The sequence below is a fragment of the Thalassospira lohafexi genome, from assembly GCF_002844275.1.
GTDB classification, from domain to species: Bacteria; Pseudomonadota; Alphaproteobacteria; order Rhodospirillales; family Thalassospiraceae; genus Thalassospira; species Thalassospira lohafexi.
Window position 1 is genome coordinate 182,126 of the sequence record NZ_NXGX01000003.1, and the last position, 18,055, is coordinate 200,180.

Annotated in this window: 19 protein-coding genes and 1 tRNA gene; 8 read left to right on the plus strand and 12 right to left on the minus strand. The window is 54.4% G+C overall.

The features are described from left to right. The first annotated feature begins 182 nt into the window (after positions 1-182). Complete coding sequence (locus COO92_RS07770) at positions 183-986, plus strand: TSUP family transporter (RefSeq protein ID WP_101301194.1); 804 nt, start codon at positions 183-185, stop codon at positions 984-986. A gap of 72 nt (positions 987-1,058) precedes the next feature. Here the strand turns inward: COO92_RS07770 and COO92_RS07775 are convergent, their stop codons facing one another. Then, positions 1,059-2,267 carry an MFS transporter gene (locus COO92_RS07775; RefSeq protein WP_101301195.1) on the minus strand — a complete coding sequence of 403 codons (1,209 nt, stop codon included), beginning with the start codon at positions 2,265-2,267 and terminating at the stop codon, positions 1,059-1,061. Here COO92_RS07775 and COO92_RS22055 point away from each other — a divergent pair. Next, a complete protein-coding gene (locus COO92_RS22055; RefSeq protein ID WP_165792301.1) occupies positions 2,266-2,424 on the plus strand; it encodes a hypothetical protein in 159 nt (52 codons plus the stop codon). The two genes, COO92_RS07775 and COO92_RS22055, sit on opposite strands and share 2 nt — an antisense overlap. A gap of 143 nt (positions 2,425-2,567) precedes the next feature. On the opposite strand, the gene pyrF is transcribed toward COO92_RS22055, so the two are convergent. The 7 genes from pyrF to aroA form a co-directional block, all read right to left on the minus strand. Further along, a complete protein-coding gene (gene pyrF / locus COO92_RS07780) occupies positions 2,568-3,290 on the minus strand; it encodes an orotidine-5'-phosphate decarboxylase (protein WP_022733994.1) in 723 nt (240 codons plus the stop codon). A gap of 200 nt (positions 3,291-3,490) precedes the next feature. Next, a complete protein-coding gene (locus COO92_RS07785) occupies positions 3,491-3,805 on the minus strand; it encodes a LapA family protein (protein ID WP_101301197.1) in 315 nt (104 codons plus the stop codon). A 206-nt stretch (positions 3,806-4,011) separates the two neighbouring features. After that, positions 4,012-4,287 carry an integration host factor subunit beta gene (ihfB, locus tag COO92_RS07790; RefSeq protein WP_028791807.1) on the minus strand — a complete coding sequence of 92 codons (276 nt, stop codon included), beginning with the start codon at positions 4,285-4,287 and terminating at the stop codon, positions 4,012-4,014. Positions 4,288-4,358: 71 nt separating this feature from the next. Continuing rightward, complete coding sequence (gene sppA, locus COO92_RS07795; RefSeq protein WP_101301199.1) at positions 4,359-5,282, minus strand: signal peptide peptidase SppA; 924 nt, start codon at positions 5,280-5,282, stop codon at positions 4,359-4,361. Between the two features lie 458 nt (positions 5,283-5,740). Further along, a complete protein-coding gene (gene rpsA, locus COO92_RS07800; RefSeq protein WP_022733999.1) occupies positions 5,741-7,444 on the minus strand; it encodes a 30S ribosomal protein S1 in 1,704 nt (567 codons plus the stop codon). A gap of 235 nt (positions 7,445-7,679) precedes the next feature. Beyond that, on the minus strand, positions 7,680-8,324 hold the full coding sequence (gene cmk / locus COO92_RS07805) for a (d)CMP kinase (protein ID WP_101301200.1): 645 nt from the start codon (positions 8,322-8,324) through the stop codon (positions 7,680-7,682). Between the two features lie 60 nt (positions 8,325-8,384). After that, positions 8,385-9,728, minus strand: coding sequence for a 3-phosphoshikimate 1-carboxyvinyltransferase (gene aroA / locus COO92_RS07810; protein ID WP_101301202.1), 1,344 nt, complete (start codon positions 9,726-9,728; stop codon positions 8,385-8,387). A gap of 359 nt (positions 9,729-10,087) precedes the next feature. Between aroA and COO92_RS07815 the strand changes: the two genes are divergently transcribed. The 3 genes from COO92_RS07815 (at position 10,088) to COO92_RS07825 (ending at position 11,199) form a co-directional block, all read left to right on the plus strand. Then, entirely contained in the window at positions 10,088-10,393 is a 306-nt protein-coding gene (locus tag COO92_RS07815; protein WP_022734002.1) for an FYDLN acid domain-containing protein, read from the plus strand. 98 nt (positions 10,394-10,491) lie between these two features. Beyond that, positions 10,492-10,567 (plus strand) — tRNA-Ala (locus COO92_RS07820). Between the two features lie 167 nt (positions 10,568-10,734). Beyond that, complete coding sequence (locus COO92_RS07825) at positions 10,735-11,199, plus strand: YtoQ family protein (protein ID WP_101301204.1); 465 nt, start codon at positions 10,735-10,737, stop codon at positions 11,197-11,199. A gap of 21 nt (positions 11,200-11,220) precedes the next feature. Here COO92_RS07825 and COO92_RS07830 read toward each other — a convergent pair whose 3' ends face one another. From COO92_RS07830 to COO92_RS07840, 3 genes are all read right to left on the minus strand, one after another. Further along, entirely contained in the window at positions 11,221-12,390 is a 1,170-nt protein-coding gene (locus COO92_RS07830; RefSeq protein WP_101301206.1) for a pyridoxal phosphate-dependent aminotransferase, read from the minus strand. Continuing rightward, positions 12,387-13,058 (minus strand): TetR family transcriptional regulator C-terminal domain-containing protein, encoded by a 672-nt coding sequence (locus COO92_RS07835; RefSeq protein WP_101301208.1) that lies wholly within the window; start codon positions 13,056-13,058, stop codon positions 12,387-12,389. The genes COO92_RS07830 and COO92_RS07835 overlap by 4 nt, the downstream gene beginning before the upstream one ends. A 93-nt stretch (positions 13,059-13,151) precedes the next feature. Next, positions 13,152-14,108 (minus strand): NAD(P)-dependent oxidoreductase, encoded by a 957-nt coding sequence (locus COO92_RS07840; RefSeq protein ID WP_101301210.1) that lies wholly within the window; start codon positions 14,106-14,108, stop codon positions 13,152-13,154. A 102-nt stretch (positions 14,109-14,210) separates the two neighbouring features. Here COO92_RS07840 and COO92_RS07845 point away from each other — a divergent pair, with 102 nt between their 5' ends. The 3 genes from COO92_RS07845 (at position 14,211) to COO92_RS07855 (ending at position 17,003) form a co-directional block, all read left to right on the plus strand. After that, positions 14,211-14,987, plus strand: a complete 777-nt coding sequence (locus COO92_RS07845) for a class II aldolase/adducin family protein (RefSeq protein WP_101301212.1) — start codon at positions 14,211-14,213, stop codon at positions 14,985-14,987. A 605-nt stretch (positions 14,988-15,592) separates the two neighbouring features. Next, positions 15,593-15,811 carry a hypothetical protein gene (locus COO92_RS07850; RefSeq protein WP_022734009.1) on the plus strand — a complete coding sequence of 73 codons (219 nt, stop codon included), beginning with the start codon at positions 15,593-15,595 and terminating at the stop codon, positions 15,809-15,811. A gap of 268 nt (positions 15,812-16,079) precedes the next feature. Beyond that, positions 16,080-17,003: a 50S ribosomal protein L11 methyltransferase gene (locus COO92_RS07855; protein ID WP_101301214.1), complete on the plus strand. Its 924-nt coding sequence runs from the start codon at positions 16,080-16,082 to the stop codon at positions 17,001-17,003. 77 nt (positions 17,004-17,080) lie between these two features. On the opposite strand, the gene COO92_RS07860 is transcribed toward COO92_RS07855, so the two are convergent. Further along, positions 17,081-18,055, minus strand: coding sequence for a class I SAM-dependent DNA methyltransferase (locus tag COO92_RS07860; RefSeq protein ID WP_101301216.1), 975 nt, complete (start codon positions 18,053-18,055; stop codon positions 17,081-17,083).

Here is an 18,055-nt window from a genome sequence, read left to right on the forward strand (position 1 = left end):
TTGGCAAGCTGCGTCAGCGTGTGGTTTTGCAACATCAAGACCCTCGCACCAGAACGCGCGTCATTCTTACAATAGACGCCGGTGCCAAAGCTCTTATGATGGCGCGGATTATTCACACTGACTTTAACATAATGTCCGTCAGGCTCTCCTGACCGCCGCCCCACAATATGGAATTTCAAACGATGGAATTTGGTTTCGACCTTCTCTTGATCATGTTTGCCGTCGCAGCACTTGCCGGATTTGTCGATTCGATTGCCGGTGGTGGCGGGTTGATTACCATCCCGGCCCTGCTTTGGGCGGGGATAACTCCGGCACAGGCGCTTGCGACCAACAAACTGCAAGGAAGCTTTGGCAGCTTTTCCGCATCGGTTAGCTTCATTCGCAAAGGCCATGTCGATCCGCGTGATATGGTGCTGGCGATTGCACTGACCTTTGCCGGGTCGGCCCTGGGCACCGTTCTGGTTCAGATGCTTGATCCCGGCATTCTGATGACGATCCTGCCGGGTCTCTTGATCCTGATTGCGCTTTATTTCCTGTTCTCCCCACGTGTCGGGGACATAGATGCGCACCAAATGATCAGCAAAGGTGCCTTTGCCTTTACGGCCGGATTTGGTATCGGATTTTACGATGGGTTCTTTGGGCCGGGTACGGGGTCGTTCTTTTCCATCGCCTTTGTCGCCTTGCTTGGTTTCAACATGACCAAGGCCACCGCGCACACCAAGGTCCTGAACTTTACATCGAACTTTGCGTCCCTTGTCATGTTCATTGCCGGGGGTGAAGTCGTCTGGGTCATTGGTCTGGTGATGGCAGTTGGTGCGTTGATTGGTGCACAGATCGGATCGCACATGGTGATGAAGGTCGGTGCGCGCCTTGTGCGTCCGCTGCTTGTTGTCACCTCTATCGCGATTTCGATCAAACTGATCATTGATCAATATGGCCCGACACTTAGCCAAACATGGGATCAGGTGTATCTGTGGATCGGATGATCCTTGGCACTGCCCCAATGAAAAACCCGTCAACCAACAGGCTGACGGGTTTTGTTTTAAATAATCTCGGAATCAGGCGCTTGCACCACTTTCGACAAAGACTTCGGCGCGACGGTCAAGCAGATGGCTCCAGATGGCAAACATCAAGGCCAGCACCGCAATCACCGCACCAAGCCATGGGAGGTGTTGATAGGAAACCCCGTGCGTGATCGCCAATCCGCCAAACCAAGCCCCACCAGCATTGCCCAGATTAAAAGCACCCTGATTAAGAGTAGAGGCCAAATTAGGCGCATCGGAGGCCTCGCTTACCACGCGCATCTGAAGTGGGGAGACCAGCGCAAAGGCAACAATACCCCACACCATCACCGTGATAACAGCCGGAACGAAGGAGGTCAGGGTTTCGCTAAAGACAGCCAGAACACCAATCAGCATGACAAAGGCAATGATAATGGCCGGCATCAGACGCCAGTCACCCAAACGTCCGCCGACATAGTTGCCCACCGTCAGCCCCACCCCGAACAACAACAGGACGTAGGTCACTTGACGCGGAGCAAGGCCGGTAACTTCGTTGAGCATCGGGGTGATATAGGTAAAGACACTGAACAAGCTGGCAGCCGACAAAACACTGATCAGCATGGCAAACAGGACTTGTGGCTTACCAAGCGATTTTGCCTCGGCCAGAAGACTGCCGGTTGAGGCGGCAATTTTGCGCGGCAGGGCAAAATAAAGCGCAATGGCGGCAAACACGCCAATGCCAACAACCGCCCAGAAAGTCGACCGCCAGCCAAGTTCCTGACCCAGTGCGGTTCCAAACGGAACACCCAGCACGTTGGCAAGGGTTAAACCCGAAAACATCAGGGCGATGGCCTGTACGCGCTTTTGCGGCGATACAAGGTTTGATGCGACGACCGCGCCAAGGCCAAAGAAGGCCCCGTGGCAAAAGGCGGTGATCACGCGGGCGGCCATCAGCAACCAGTAATCTGGCGCGATCGCACACAGCAAATTACCAACGATAAAGATCCCAATCAGCAGCAACAGCGCCCGGCGCCTGTCCATGCGTGCCGTTGCAATCGCCAGAAACGGCGCGCCAAATGTCACACCCAGCGCATAGCCCGTCACCAGCAACCCGGCATCTGGAATGCTGACAGCAAGATCACGTGCGACGTCGGGTAGAAGTCCCATGATGACAAATTCGGTGGTCCCGATGCCAAAAGACGCAAGCGCAAGCGCAAGAATCGGGAAGTTCCCGAGCAAACCCCAACGGGCAGAAGCAGCAGCCATGTCTGAATATCCAGTGAAACGTGATGGCCTGGAGCGCCCATCGCGTTTTGTGCAAGTGCGAGATAGCCATCTTGCACGGTTTCTTGAAACGATTCAATTGTCTCTAATTACGCCCAATGTGACCATCGCGAAAATCGCATGGCGCTATGCAGCATAATCAGCAGGTCGTATGGGAGCGGGAGTGGTGGGAGTGGCGGCAATGGGTTAATTGCTTAATGGGCGATTGGTCCACCAGATCATCTGCTCATTAAAAAGGCCCGATTTGACATCGGGCCTTCTGCATTTGAGTTTTGAGAGGTCTCAGGATACCTCGGCAACGATCCGACGTGCGGCATCAACCGGATCATCGGCCTTGGTGATCGGGCGGCCAATCACCAGCACGTCACTGCCCATGGCAACCGCATCGGCCGGGGTGACAACGCGCTTCTGATCGTTACTTGCGGCCCAGGCCGGACGAATACCCGGTGTAATCAGCTTGAAGTCAGGGCCACAGGCCGCACGTACAGAAGTGATTTCACGTGCCGAACAGACAACCCCGTCCAGCCCGGATTTTTGAGTGAGTTCGGCCAGCTTGACGACACGCTCGTCAATCGGCCCTTTGAGCCCGACATCGTCAAGATCGTGCTGATCCATGCTGGTCAGGATTGTCACCGCAATCACCCATGGGGCATCTACACCGGCCTTCGCCGCTGTTTCACGCGCGGCTTCGCCAGCACGTTTCATCATCTCAATCCCGCCTGCGGCATGGACATTGACAATTTTAAGCCCCATCGGCGTTACCGCCCGAATTGCACCCGCCACCGTATTGGGGATGTCATGATATTTCACATCCAAAAAGATCGGCATGCCCACTTTGGCAACAGCCTGCACACCCTGTGGCCCGTGGGCGGCAAAGAATTCCTTGCCGAGCTTTGCCCCGCCAATCACGCCCGAAAGCTTTGAGGCCAGATCAATCGCATGATCAAGATCGGTTGTATCAATCGCGCAAAAGATACGGTCTTTGGGGGAAATGCTCTGGGCCATGCTGGGTGTCCTCCTGCGGGGTTTGATGGGGGCGTCGGCCCACAATCATCAAACGGGACCAGACATGACTTAGCCGATTTAGCTCAAAAGGCCAATGTCAAATAGGACAACAGAGATGCATGGGGCCATGCGATGTGGCGCGGTCAATATAAAAAAAGGGCCCCTGATGGAGCCCTTTGATTTGAGGATCTGAGACGATCTTAGCTGTGGCCAAGCGCCTTGTGGTCCGATTTTGGGTGATCGGCCTTTGGCGTTTCATCCTCGGCCTTGACCCGTTTAAGTTCGCTGTCCATGCGACGTACGGCACGACGATGTTTGCCATGCACAAGCCATTCATACGCCAGACCAATGCCCAGCCCGACCAACAAGGCAACCATGATCGGCAAGAACAGCGGCAGTTCAAGTTCGTAGGGCAGTGGCCAAAGTGACAATGTCACAGCAGCCCGGTTCGATACGGCGAAAACCGCAATCAGAACCGCAATCGGGATGGCAATAATCCAGTAGAGGACGCGCATTACTTAAGCTCCTTGTGCTGGTCGATGTGCGTCATCTGCGTTTGAGTGCGCACATTCAAGACCAGCTGCAGGTCACGTTTGACAGTCAGACCGGTAGTATGGGGCAAGAACCAGACAAAAGCCATGCCCCCAACGGCACAGGTATCCCTGTGCTATGGTTGGGCAAGCCCATGACCAAAGTCACGTTCGTCGGTCACATGGAAAAATCAGTTCAAACGTTCGCGAAGCTGTTTACCCGTTTTGAAATAGGGCACTTTTTTCTCGCCAACCGGGACCGCGTCGCCGGTGCGCGGATTGCGCCCAACGCGTGCGTCGCGATGCTTGACGGAAAAGGCACCAAAACCGCGAAGCTCGACCCGGTCTCCGCGGGCAAGTGCGTCGGTGATTTCATCAAAGATCGTCGCAACAATCCGTTCGACATCTCGCTGATACAGATGCGGGTTCATTTCAGCAAGGCGGGCAATCAGTTCTGATTTCGTCATTTCCAGGCCCCATCCTGTTCGTTCTAACAGTCTCACTCAACCACGGATTAGATCATCCTATCAGGAAACTCTTATTGAGGTTGCCAGACCGTCAGCAAACCGTCAAGTTTAAGCCCCTCAGATGACAGCACTTTTCCGAGAGTTCCCTCAAGAACCGTGGTCATCAGATCGTCTTCCGGGTACTCAATTTCAAGCGGCACAATCTCCGCTTCGGTCGTGACACCAGCTTTATCTTCAAGCCAGCGCACAGCTTCACGACGGCCACCGATTTCATCAATCAGTCCATTGGCAAGCGCTTGTTGTCCGGTATAGACACGCCCGTCAGCCAAGGTCTTTACGGTATCCATCGGTAGATCACGTCGTTCGGCCACCATCCCGACAAACACGTCAAACATGTCGGAAATCAGGCTCTGCATCGCCGTTCGTGCGGCATCGTCTGTTGGCTCAAACGGATTGGGCACGGCTTTGAGCGGACCACTTTTAACCGTCAGCGGCTCCACACCAAGCTTTTCAAGCGTTCCGGTAAAGTTCATCGATTGGAAAATCACCCCAATCGAGCCGGTGACCGTTCCGCGACGTGCAACAATATGATCTGCGGCAATCGCCGTCATATAACCGCCTGATGCGGCAACGGTTCCCATCTCGGCAACGATGGGACGGGTTTCACCGATACGGCGCAGCGCCTCAAAAAGTGTTTCGCCCCCGACCATCGTTCCGCCGGGGCTGTTGATATGGACAATCACCCCGACAACGTCCGAGTCTTCTTCAACAGCGGCCAGCGCATCCAGAAGATACGGGTCTTCGGTAATCACACCGTCGATCGTGACCTCGACAATCCGGGGTCCAAGCGTGCCAAACACACCCTTGTTCAACCCGGTTCCGGCCAGACCAATCAGGATTACGGCCAGCACCGCAATCGCGGCAACAACCCGCCAGCGAAACACCGATTTTTTCAGTCGACGTCGATCAAGAAGGATATCGGCATCGAGTGCCATGGACGGTGCCCCAGTTCTAATTGTTCAATCAATCACTTACGGGGCGTGCCCCGCAAAACCTGTCTTTTCAAATGGTTTTTCTCAGCACAGAAGGCAAGAACAAAAAGCGTTTAAAATCAAAAATTTCGCGAATTTATACCTTTGCCTGCCCATTCCCGCGAAATGAACGGCAAAATTGAAGACCATATACAGTTTTCAGTGGCGTTTTCGCATGCATGCCAGTGCGTTTGCCAACAGACAGACACAGTGATGACGGGTTGAACCCGCAGGATGAGGAAGAGGGAGAGAATCTGGCTGGGTGCTTAAAGCACAGAATTGCGCGAGAGCTGGTAGGTCAAATACTGGAAATCAGGGACCGGGAAAAAGTACCGAAAGCACAAAAGAAAACGGGCCGCGCACTGCGCGACCCGTCTTTTCGATCCACACAATGTGCAGATCGTATTTTGTCGGAAGCTGGCTTATTCGCCGGTTTCCTGTTTCTTGCGCAGAGCTTCGCCGAGAATATCGCCGAGCGATGCACCGCTGTCTGCCGAACCGTAATCCGCCATTGCTTTCTTCTCGTCAGCAACTTCGAGTGCTTTGACAGAGAGGGAAACTTTGCGGGTTTTGGCATCGATCGCGGTAACACGTGCGTCGATTTTTTCACCAACTGCAAAGCGTTCCGGACGCTGTTCTGAACGCTCGCGCGCCAGTTCAACTTTACGGATGAAGCCTTTCAGCTCGGTGTCGCCAACAGACACCTCGATGCCACCGTCGTTAACTTCGGTGATTTCACAGGTGACAGCTTCGCCACGTTTAATGCCGGTGACAGCTTCTTTGAACGGATCGCCCGAAAGCTGTTTGATGCCGAGCGAGATACGCTCTTTCTCAACGTCAACGTCAAGAACCTTGGCTTTGACGACGTCACCTTTTTTGTATTCTTTGATGACTTCTTCACCAGCGCGGTCCCATGACAGGTCCGAAAGGTGAGCCATACCGTCGATACCGCCGAGCAGGCCAATGAACAGACCGAATTCGGTGATGTTCTTGACTTCGCCTTCGATCTCAGACTCGACCGGATGGGCTGCAACGAAGGCATCCCAAGGATTCGAGGTGCACTGCTTAAGACCAAGCGAGATACGACGTTTCTGTGCATCAACGTCGAGCACCATGACTTCGACTTCCTGCGAGGTCGAAACAATTTTGCCCGGGTGGATGTTTTTCTTGGTCCAGGACATTTCGGAAACGTGGACCAGACCTTCGACACCAGCTTCGAGTTCGACGAATGCGCCGTAATCGGTGATGTTGGTAACGCGGCCTTCGAATTTCGAACCGACCGGGTATTTGGCTTCGACACCTTCCCACGGATCAGCTTCAAGCTGCTTCATGCCAAGCGAGATACGCTGGGTTTCGCTGTTGAAGCGGATAACCTGGACTTTAACAGTCTGGCCGATCTGAAGGGCTTCTGACGGATGGTTGATACGTTTCCAAGCAATGTCGGTAACGTGCAGCAGGCCATCAACGCCACCAAGATCGACGAATGCGCCGTAATCGGTGATGTTTTTGACAACGCCGTCAAGAACCTGACCTTCCTGGAGGTTCTGGATCAACTCAGCACGCTGTTCAGCACGGGTCTCTTCGAGAACTGCACGACGCGATACCACGATGTTCCCGCGCGAACGATCCATTTTCAGGATCTGGAACGGCTGCGGGTTGTTCATCAGCGGGGTAACGTCACGTACCGGACGGATGTCAACCTGGCTGCCCGGCAAGAATGCCACGGCGCCCGACAGGTCAACGGTAAAGCCGCCTTTAACGCGACCAAAGATGGTGCCGTCAACGCGTTTACCTTCGGCGAACTGTTTTTCAAGCTCGACCCAGGATTCTTCGCGACGCGCTTTTTCACGCGACAGAACGATCAGGCCATCTTTGTTTTCGTAACGATCAACATAGACATCGACGGTATCGCCAATGTTTACTTCGCCGGTACCAAATTCTTTAAGCGGAACGCGACCTTCGGATTTGAGGCCAACGTCAACGATTGCGTCATCGTCAGTTTTCTTGACGACCGAACCGGTCATCACGCGACCGACAAAACCTTCGTCTTCAGAACCAAGGGTTTCGGCCAACAGGGCGGCAAAATCTTCGCCAGTTGAGAATTGTGCTTCTTCAGCGGTGGTCATAAACCAGACTTCCTTTCGAGTATCGTCACTAATATTCTGGCCAACCGGTTGTATCCGGTGGTCTTTGCCGCAACATCGCGGCGATCGTGTCAGTCAACGTCCAAACCCGGACAGATATAAAAGGCGAACCTTCCATACGCGAAAAGGTGAACGCACAAGTCGTTCACCTTAGGGACAGGTCATATGACCGGCACCTCGGGATCGTTCATCGCCTGACGGTTAAAACGCCCTTTGATCAGTCATCCGCACTCATATGAGTATGGATATGTGCCATAACGGCGTCATACACTGCGTTGGCATTCAGACGGTCCGTATCAATGTGGATTGCGTCTTCTGCCATCTTGAGCGGTGCGACATCGCGGGCACTGTCTCGGGCATCCCGTTCTTCAAGCTCTTTAAGAACGCGCTCGTATATAGCAGCGGGATTTTTTTCCTGCAACTGTTTGAACCGACGGTTTGCACGTTCTTCGACCGAAGCGGTCAGATAAAACTTGATTGGGGCCTCGGGACAAACAACCGTTCCAATATCGCGACCATCCAGAACAGCCCCGCGTTTGCCGTCCGGCGGGGTGGTGGCAAGACGGCGCTGAAAATCAAGAAGTGCCGCGCGAACCATTGGAATTGCTGCAACTTTTGAGGCAGCAGTCCCGACTTTTTCGCTGCGCAACGCATCGCCGGACAAATCATCCGCCTTGAGGTTTTCGGCCACTTTAACCGCAATTGCCTCATCCGCAGGGTCGGCTTTTTGGGCCAAAACTTTTGCGCCGGTTGCGCGATATAAAAGTCCGGTATCAAGGTAAGCATAATTCATTGCGTCCGCGACTCGACGCGCCAAAGTCCCCTTGCCGGATGCTGCCGGCCCATCAATGGCGATGATCATTTGCTTCGCTCCCTGTGTGTACCTGATTATATAGTTGCTCTCTATATTGGGTCAGATTGATCAGGAATGCAGCGCAAATTTTGCGCCCATGTCACCCATCAGCTTTTCAAAGCTTGGGAAACTTGTGGCAATCGGGTTGGCATCATCCACCGCAACCGGTTTTTCCGCCCCAAGACCAAGCACCAGGAACGACATTGCGATCCGATGATCAAGATGGGTTTCAACCATGCCACCGCCCGGAACTGCCCCGCCCGTCACAATCAAATCATCGCCTTCGATCCGGTGAATAACGCCGTTGGCCTCAAGCCCCGCGGCAACAGCGGCCAGACGATCCGATTCTTTCACGCGCAATTCTTCAAGATCGCACATGCGGGTTTCACCCTCCGCATAGGCCGCGGCAACGGCAAGAACCGGATATTCATCAATCATCGACGGCGCGCGATCTGCCGGAACAACAATCCCCTGCAGACGATTTTTACCGGTCACGACAAGATCACCGATGGTTTCACCGGCTTCTTCGCGTTCGTTGGTGATCGTGATGTCGCCGCCCATTTCAATCAGGGTGGTAATCAAACCGGTGCGCAGCGGGTTCAAGCATACATCGCGAATGGTCACGTTTGAGTCCCGATGGATCAGGGCCGCGACCAGCGGGAATGCTGCCGAACTCGGATCGGTCGGAACAACAATATCAGCAGCCTTCATTTCGGCAGGCCCCGTCAGGCTCACCGTACGCCCACCGTCATCATTGACCTTCACATCCACATCGACCCCGAAATGACGCAACATGCGTTCGGTATGATCACGTGATGGTTTGGGCTCAATCACGGTGGTGGTGCCGGCGGTATTGAGCCCCGCCAGCATCACGGCCGATTTCACCTGGGCGGATGCCATTGGCAATGTGTAGGTGATCGGCTTTGCCTCATCAGTCCCAATGACGGCCATTGGCGGGCGGCCGCGATCACGGGTAATGAATTTCGCACCAAATTCGGCCAGCGGATCAGCAACACGGCCCATCGGGCGTTTGCACAACGACGCGTCGCCGGTGAAAAAGGTCGTGATCGGATGGGTCGCAACAATGCCCGCCATCAGACGAATGCCAGTCCCGGCATTGCCCATGTCAATCACACTATCGGGTTCGCGAAGTGCACCAACACCAACCCCGGTCACATGCCATGTGCCATCATCATCGCGGGTGACGGTCGCACCCAGTTTGCGCATGGCGTCCGCCGTTGCCAGAACGTCTTCACCTTCGAGCAGGCCGGTGACCTTGGTCGTGCCAATCGCAAGACCGCCAAACATCAAGGACCGGTGGGAAATCGATTTGTCACCCGGAACCCGGATATCGCCTGAAATCGGACCTGTTTTGGCCGATGAAAGCGGGCGTTTGGTCTGCGAAGAACTCATGGAGCCATACCTGTCAGTAACGATTTGATCATCATTTGTGGGCCAACTTGAAAAAGCATCGCGCTGCAGCCTTGGTTTTAGCGCTCACGAGCCATTCAATCACCGGGGCAAAGCTCTAGCACAGGCAATTGTAACGCACCAGTATCGAACCCAAATTTTGACAGGTGAATTACACCATTTATGAAGCAAAATTCCATCATCGTCACAGTGAATGGGAAATAGCGTAATTTCCTTTTGACAAGGCGGCAACAAGATGGCAATTGGGCTTCTTAGACATGATGATACGCGCAGCTTCGCAGCACCTTGCGCTTAACAGCCATACTCTTCGAAGATCACGGTAATTAAGAGGATTTGCCGTAATGTCAGCACGCGGTAAGAAACGTCACTGCCTCGCCTGCGGTACCAAATATTACGATTTGAATCGTACCCCGGTCATCTGCCCCAAATGTGCTACGCCAGATGGCGTGACAAAGGTCAAGAAAGCCGCGGTTGCCAAACCGGCACCTGAAGAAGACGAAGATGTCGATGACGTCAACGATCTTGATGACAATGATGATGTGGATGTCGACGACGACATTCTCGAAGATGCATCTGATCTTGGTGAAGATGACGATGATCTCGGAGAAGTCTACGAGCACGTCGAATCAAACGATGATGATCGCTAAGATTTTTTGAAAATAGGTCTTGCCAAGATTTGGTGAACCTTCTAAATATGCGCCGCGCCGCAGCCCAAACCTTGGTTTTGTTGCGACGCGGACAAAGTGGGGCCGTAGCTCAGTTGGGAGAGCGCTACAATGGCATTGTAGAGGTCGTCAGTTCGATCCTGATCGGCTCCACCATTCAAAACCCGTTGCCTTTGGCGACGGGTTTTGTCGTTTCGGGGCTTATTTGACTGGCATCTGTTCCCCCACCCCATGGAAGAAATGCGGATGATGCACTAGCATGCATAACCAGCACATCAGTGGGGCAGTTCACCCCATCACGATAATCAAACAGGGAGAACACGATGAGCATGGTTTGGACCGTTTACTTGTCAGGCGAAATCCATAGCGATTGGCGCGAGCGTATCGAGACGGGTGTTAAGGCACTGGACCTTCCGGTGGAGCTGGTTGCCCCGATCACGGTGCACGAAGATTCAGATGATTGCGGGGTCGCCATTTTCGGGCGAGAGGACAACAAGTTCTGGCATGACCGAAAAGGTGCGCAGCTCAACGCCATGCGTACCAAGAGCTTACTGGCCGGTGCTGACATCGCAATCATCCGCTTTGGCGAGAAATACAAGCAGTGGAATGCGGCTTTTGATGCTGGCCAGGCGGCGGCCCTGGGCATCCCGTATATTACGCTGCATCCGACCGAGCATGATCACGCCCTTAAAGAAGTTGACGCTGCCGCCAACGGTGTTGCGCGCGAGCCTGAGCAAGTGGTTGATGCACTGGCCTATATCATCCGTGGTGACATGCCAAAGTCATAGGGTCAGACCGCGGATCTTTTTCTATGACTTTGCTTCGGCGAACGCCCGAATGCGCCGCGTGGCTTCGCGAAGGTCCTCATCAGGCACGGTAAGGGCCACACGGATCAGGTTTTTGGCGTTTTCGCCAAAAGACGTGCCGGGCATGACGGCGACTTTCTGCTCATCCAGCAGACCCCATGCGAATGCTTCGCCGTCAAGCCCGGTCGCACCGACATCAATCATGGCAAACATGCCCCCCGATACCTTGCCGGGTTTGAGGTGCGGGCAACCGGAAAGCTCGGTTTCGATCAGATCGACGCGGGACGCATAACTTTTGCGCATCCGTGCGGCAGTATCGAAATTCCCGCGCAGCGCCACCTCGGTCATATCGGCGATAAACGGCTGATTGCCAAACAGGATGGTTTCGGAAATCGGCAAAACCTTGGTGCACAGCTCCGCCGGGCCAACCGCCCAGCCACTTCGAAACCCGGTGGCGGCAAAGGTTTTCGAGATTGAGGACACGACAATTGTGCGACCCCGCAATGCGTCGATTTCAAGCGGGGAGGCAAAGGCGCCGTCAAAAATCAGGTCCTCATAAACCTCGTCACAGACAATCCAAAGGTCATGCTCACAGGCAATTTTACCAAGCTCAACCAGTGTCGTGCGATCCAGCAAAGCACCAGATGGATTGTGCGGGGTGTTGAGCAACAAAACGCGGCTGTCTTTGGTGACCGCGGCGCGCAGGTCACCCGGCTGCATGATGAAGCCATTTTCAATGCCCAGCGGAACGGGTTGAAGCACCCCGCCCGATGCCCGGATAATCCCGGCATAGGTCGCATAATAAGGATCGCCGACAAGAACACCCTGCCCCGCATCGACCAATGCGGTGATCACGGTATAAAGGGCGGTCTGGGTGCCGGGAAAGCACAGGACATTGTCCGGTGCGATATCAGGCCAGCAGGGTTTGTATTTATCGACAATGGCACCGATCAACCCATCCTCGCCACGGCCATTGGAATAATGGGTGCGACCGCGTCGCATGGAGGCTTCGCACGCGTCGATCAAGGCGGGATCAATCGGAATGTCGGGCTCGCCAATCGTCAGCTCGATGATTTTTTCGCCCACTGCCCCGCGGTCACGCGCGGCGTTGTGAACTGCCCATTTCGCACCACCAAGTTCGGCGAGACGATCGGTAATTGCGGCATATCTCATGAGACTTCACTTTGTGGTTGCTGGGACGGTTGAGCATTGGCAAGTACGCCGGACGGAATTCCCAAAAGACGTTCACTGGCCTCGATCACCAAGTCGGGCAGAATATCCTGACCATACAGGCCGGAATTCAGGGCTCCTTCCATCCACAGACCATCAATCAAACCATTCAGCGCAATCGCATGGCGCTTGCAGGCGGCAATACTGTGCGGGCGTTGATGGTTGATCAGAACAGGCTCGATCAAGGTTTCAAGAACATTGAGGAACTCGCGATATCCGTCACGATGAATTTCCGCGAAGTCTGCGTCATGACGGACGCGCCCGATAAACGTCGCCCAAAGCGATACTTTTTCCTCGGACATATTGGGCGTCGTCATGTTTGCGCGCAGAAACCGCGCCAACTGTGTTTCAGGGGCCGCCACCGTGTGTTTTGCACTTTCGCTGGCCTGTGCGGTGAGTTGGCCGACGAGATAGGCATAGGCATTTCGGATCATATCGTCTTTATTGCCGAAATAATGGCGCACCAAGCCCACCGTCACCCCGGCTTCTTCGGTAATCCGGCGCACGGTCGCGCCATGCAGCCCATGGCGGGCAACACATGTCAGTGTGGCCTCCATCAAAGAACGGCGGCGGTCATCAAGGGAAAGACGCTGGAAAGTTTTTCTGCTCATTACCTGTTTCCGAATGGCGTGCGGATCGCGTGTCGACCTGCCAGTTATTATACAATTGATTAATTACAAAAGATAATCAAGGCTGGCGCAATTCTAATAGCCCTGCGCCGAATTGACCGACAGACTAAGCGGCGCGCCCGACAACAGCTCCCGGGCAGAGAGCAGGACCTGCTCAGACACAATATGAGGCATTGTGTCGCTTGCGATATGCGGGGTGATGCGCAACCGCTGATCTTGCCAGAATGGATGGTCGGCTGGCAGGGGTTCGGTGCGAAATACGTCCAAAGTTGCGCCGCTCAGCTGTCCGCTTTCAAGGGCGGCGATAAAATCTGCCTCCGCAAGATGTTCGCCCCGACCGATCTGCACAAGCCAGGCTCCCTTGGCCAGCCTGCTAAATAAATTGGCGTTCAGGACGTTTTCGGTATGGGCTGTCAGCGGCAAGGTATTGATCACCACATTCATGCCCACGACCGATTCGGCAACGGAATTATCCCCGGTGAAATAGGTAACCCCCGCAATCGGGTCTTCTGGCGGGCGGCGACAGGCGACGGATACCGCAAATCCCACCGCCGCAAGTGCACGCACAATGGCGGCCCCCATCGACCCATTGCCCAACACGACAACTTTAAGGTCGGCAGGGGCGCGGATTGGCAAAGGATCCCAGTTTGCTGCCACCTGATTGCGTGCCATTTGGGGAAATTCACGTTCAAAATGGACAACTTCATGCACCGCATAACCTGCCATCAAGTGGGCCTGATGCGGATCGCGAACCCTGCAAACTGCAACGTCTTTGTTAAGACCAGAATGATTAAGCAACGCATCAACACCCGCGCCAACCGACATCGCCATTTCCAGATTGGGATATGGCGCAAAGGCATCTGGCCCGGGCAACCAGCATGCTGCAAAACGAATGTCTTCGGGGCGGGTGACCTCGTCAGGGTTCAGCAGACAAACGTCGGGGGCCGCCCCCCCGAAATCGAGCGAATAATACGTTTTTAGATCCATCGTTTCGCTTAAAAGAACACCATAAATCCGCTCGGCGGTCGCCATAAAGAAAAGTCCCCAAAGAAAGTTTGCGCAAATGCTCCAACCTCAGTTAAACAAGTGTATATCAAAGAGTAAAGCCGTTTGATCAAATCAGGTGAGGACAAAATGCAAAGTGCTAATCAGAAAGAAGCCGGAGCAAAAGCTCCGATGAGCGATGCTGAAAAGCAGACCCGCATTGAACTTGCCGCCTGTTACCGGCTTGCCGCCCATTACAAGATGACCGATACCATCTACACCCATATCTCGGCGCGCGTACCGGATGAGCCGGGGCATTTTCTGATCAATCCTTATGGTTTTATGTGGGAGGAAATTACCGCTTCATCGCTGGTTAAAATCGATGTCGATGGCAATAAAATCGACGCCTCGCCACACCGGGTAAACCCGGCAGGATTCACGATCCATAGCGCGGTTCATATGGGTCGCCACAGTGCGGCATGGGTGATGCATACACATACGCGTTCAGGATTCGCAGTGTCATGCCTTGAAGAAGGACTGCTGCCGCTGAGCCAAATCGCGCTGCAGTATTACAGCCAGGTCGGCTATCACGATTATGAAGGCATCGCACTTGACCTTGACGAGCGCGGCCGGATCGTTGACGCACTTGGCGACAACGTCGCTCTGATCCTTAGAAACCATGGCCTTCTGACAGTTGGCGAGACCGCCGGACAGATGTTTTCCAACATGTTTTACCTCAACCGGGCGTGCGAGATTCAGGAATCGACCCTGTCCATGGGCCGCCCCCTTAAAAAAATCGATGACGCGATCATAAAGCGGGTATCCGAACAATTTGGCCAGATGGCCTATGACGATGGTGACCTGCTTCTTGAATGGGACGCACAGATGCGCCTTGCTGATCGACTTGATCCGGGCTTTCGGGACTAGGCCCTGAAACCCACTGGTAATTTTTCTGCACCCCAACTCCGCAGGAAAGACAGGTGCGACGCAACATAGCGCGCCCGTTATTTTGTGCGCCGCAGAGCATGACGTGACCATGGGCCATAATTGATTAAAATTTAATCGAATGATTGTAATGCATAAATTGTAATCAAATACGTCCTTGACACCCACCCAGCACCTCCATACCATTGATCTCAACAACGGTCAGGCCGATCACATATCGGCATGTTTTGGGGCCGGTTTGGAACATCTGAAAAACGCAGATTCCAAATCTATCGCATTTGAATACAGCACCTTGTACCGACGCACGGCAGGTGTAATGCGCAAGAGCTTAAAAACCAGAACGGGTTAGTTGACAAAATTGGCCCTCATGACCGCCCGGTGGGCAAAGCAGTGGTATGATGGGGTTTCCTGTCACACGATATATCCACTGCCGACGTTGCCATTTGACCGGGGTTTGCACATTGGTCGAACGTGTTCCTGTTTGCGTGGCTCCGCCGGAGCGAAGGAACATTAACCGCACCGACATGACACCACCGTCTTCGGGCGGTTCGCCGACGTTCCTACTCGCCAGACAAGGAGAACATGGCATGCAAGACTCAAACACAATCGATTGCAACGGTTTGTCCCCAGCCCCGACTGTCCTGCGAATCATGCAGGCGCTCATTGGGCGGAAAGACAGCAATGTGCCACTGAATGTTCTGGTTGGCTCGGACTGCGATTGTGCACGCCTGTCTGTTTCACTTGGCGATCTGGCTGACGATGTCCAACTGGCAAGCAATCTTCGCCAGTTTGCGACCATCAATTAAAGACAATTTCAAGCCCCGCCTGCGCCGGCCATAGACCCCGGCCAAACTTCCATTTTAGACGCCCAAAGGCGTCACGTCGTGGCTATTTGGCCACGACGAAAACAAGGTTCTTGCGTATCGGCCGTTTCGGCACAGGACTGTCGGCCATCGCTGACAGCCGCAAGGGTTCGCTACGCCTTTATGCCTGTGCGATGTGGTGGTTTCGCCCATGACGATCACTTTCCCGCCTCAACCCACGACCGGTTGATGTGCCACAACAGGAAGCATTATGTTTGAAGACCCTGCCAACGACACCGCCGAACGCCATCGAAAGCAAGGCACGGAACCCGAGGCACCAGATTTCGCCTTCGATCCAGATGATCCGTGGACACAGACTTTTCAGGCAGGGCTTGAACGGGCCGACCTTAAGGGAAAAACCGTCTATGAGGTCGGTGTTGGCACGGGTGTGAACCTCGCATTTATTTTGCGCACCTGTGGCGCGGCACGTGCGTACGGCAGCGATCTTGACCCGCGTCTTGTCATGCTGGCCGAGCGCAATCTTCGCAGCTTATCGCCGCAACACGCCGAACATTTTGAGCCCGTCCACGGCAGCGTCAGCCTTATCGATACGGACGACGCACGTAGCAAAATCACCAAGACCGATGTTGTGATTGCCTGCATCCCGCAAGTCGGTGAACCAAATGACCTGCGCCTGACAGCTTTCCGAAAGGCACAGTCTGTCGAACTTCCCGACGGCGCGGAGACACAAGCCGAAGATCATATCGCGCATTATTACCCGTGGACCGCTTTTGACGAATATCCCTACAACTCTGTTGGGCTGGGGTTGAACGAAGCACTGTTGCGCCGCATTCGTCAGCATGCCCCCAAGGCACAGGTCGTGATGAATTTCGGGTGCCGCATCGGATCGGACATTATTTTTGAATGCTTCGAGGCCAATGGATATCGTCCTGAAAAGCTTGCGTCAAAAATCGTGCACCAACATGTCGGCACAGATATTTCGTTCTTTGTAGCCCTCGAAAAGGCCCTATGCGGAACCGACCTTGAAAAACAGCTTGTCTGCAAATTCTATGCTGACCCGGATGGCACACACCCGCTTTCTGCCACGGACGCGCAGCGCCTGATCGAAAAAGACCCGCATGTCGATCTCTATCACGAAGTCAGCGTCATTCGCGGAATCCCCATCGAGAACTAGGGTCTAAACCCATACTCAAAACCCGCAACCAAAGGCTGCGGGTTAAGGTGTTTCGGCGTACTTTTCGAAGAGCCAGATCAATGAACCGTTTGCGCGACCGGCAAGTCTTGTTCGCTCAATTGCGCAACATCGCCCGCCAAAAGGTCCAGCCCGTCGGTCGCGCGGACCACCATGATGCGACCTTCAACCGGGCTTCCCTTTTCCTGACGCAATGTACCGTATGCATCAGACAGAACAGTAAAGCCGCATTCACGCAGCCATTCATCCATGGCCCGTTCGTGATGACGGAACCGCTGACCGGGGCCAAGGTCATAGGGGAAGACATCCCCGTGCTCGAGGCTAAAGACCATAAGCCCGCCCGGTTTCATGCGCGCATGTGCCGCGCGTAACGCAGGCGCAAGATCGCCAAGGTAGTTCAGCACATCGGCCGCCACCACCAAACCATAGCCGGTCCCAAGCGCGTCGGGCATTGCAGTGATATCCCCGGCAATCAAGGTCCGATACAGGCCCTTGGCCTGTGCGCGGTTGATCATGCGTGGTGACAGGTCAATGCCATCAATCATGTCGACCGCACCGCCAAAGACTTCTGCGACAAGCCCGGTACCACAGCCAAGATCAAGAACCTCAATCGGACCTGCCATCGCATCGAGTTGCTCACGAACTGCTTCAAACAACAGTTCCGGACCCCGATAGGACAAGCGATCGCGCAGGCTGATTTCAAAGCGCGGCGCATAATCATCAAACAATGCGCGCACGTAGTCAGGCGGCAAACGGTCCCGCATGGCAGCCGCCCCCAAAAGGGTCAGGCGCACTTCACCGCCCATACGGTCAATCGGATCAAGAATAAGATACTGACGGTACGCCTCAATCGCGTTTTCGGCCTCACCCGCGCGCTCATAGATGTCGCCAAGGGTAAAGTGGGCTTCGTCCCACCTTGCATCAGCCGAAATTGCCGCTTGTGCCACTTCAGCAGCAGCAGCGTAATCGCCCTGCGCAACCAAGGCCAGGGCAACATCAAGTCGCCGACTGGCCAACAGACGATCTGTACTCAT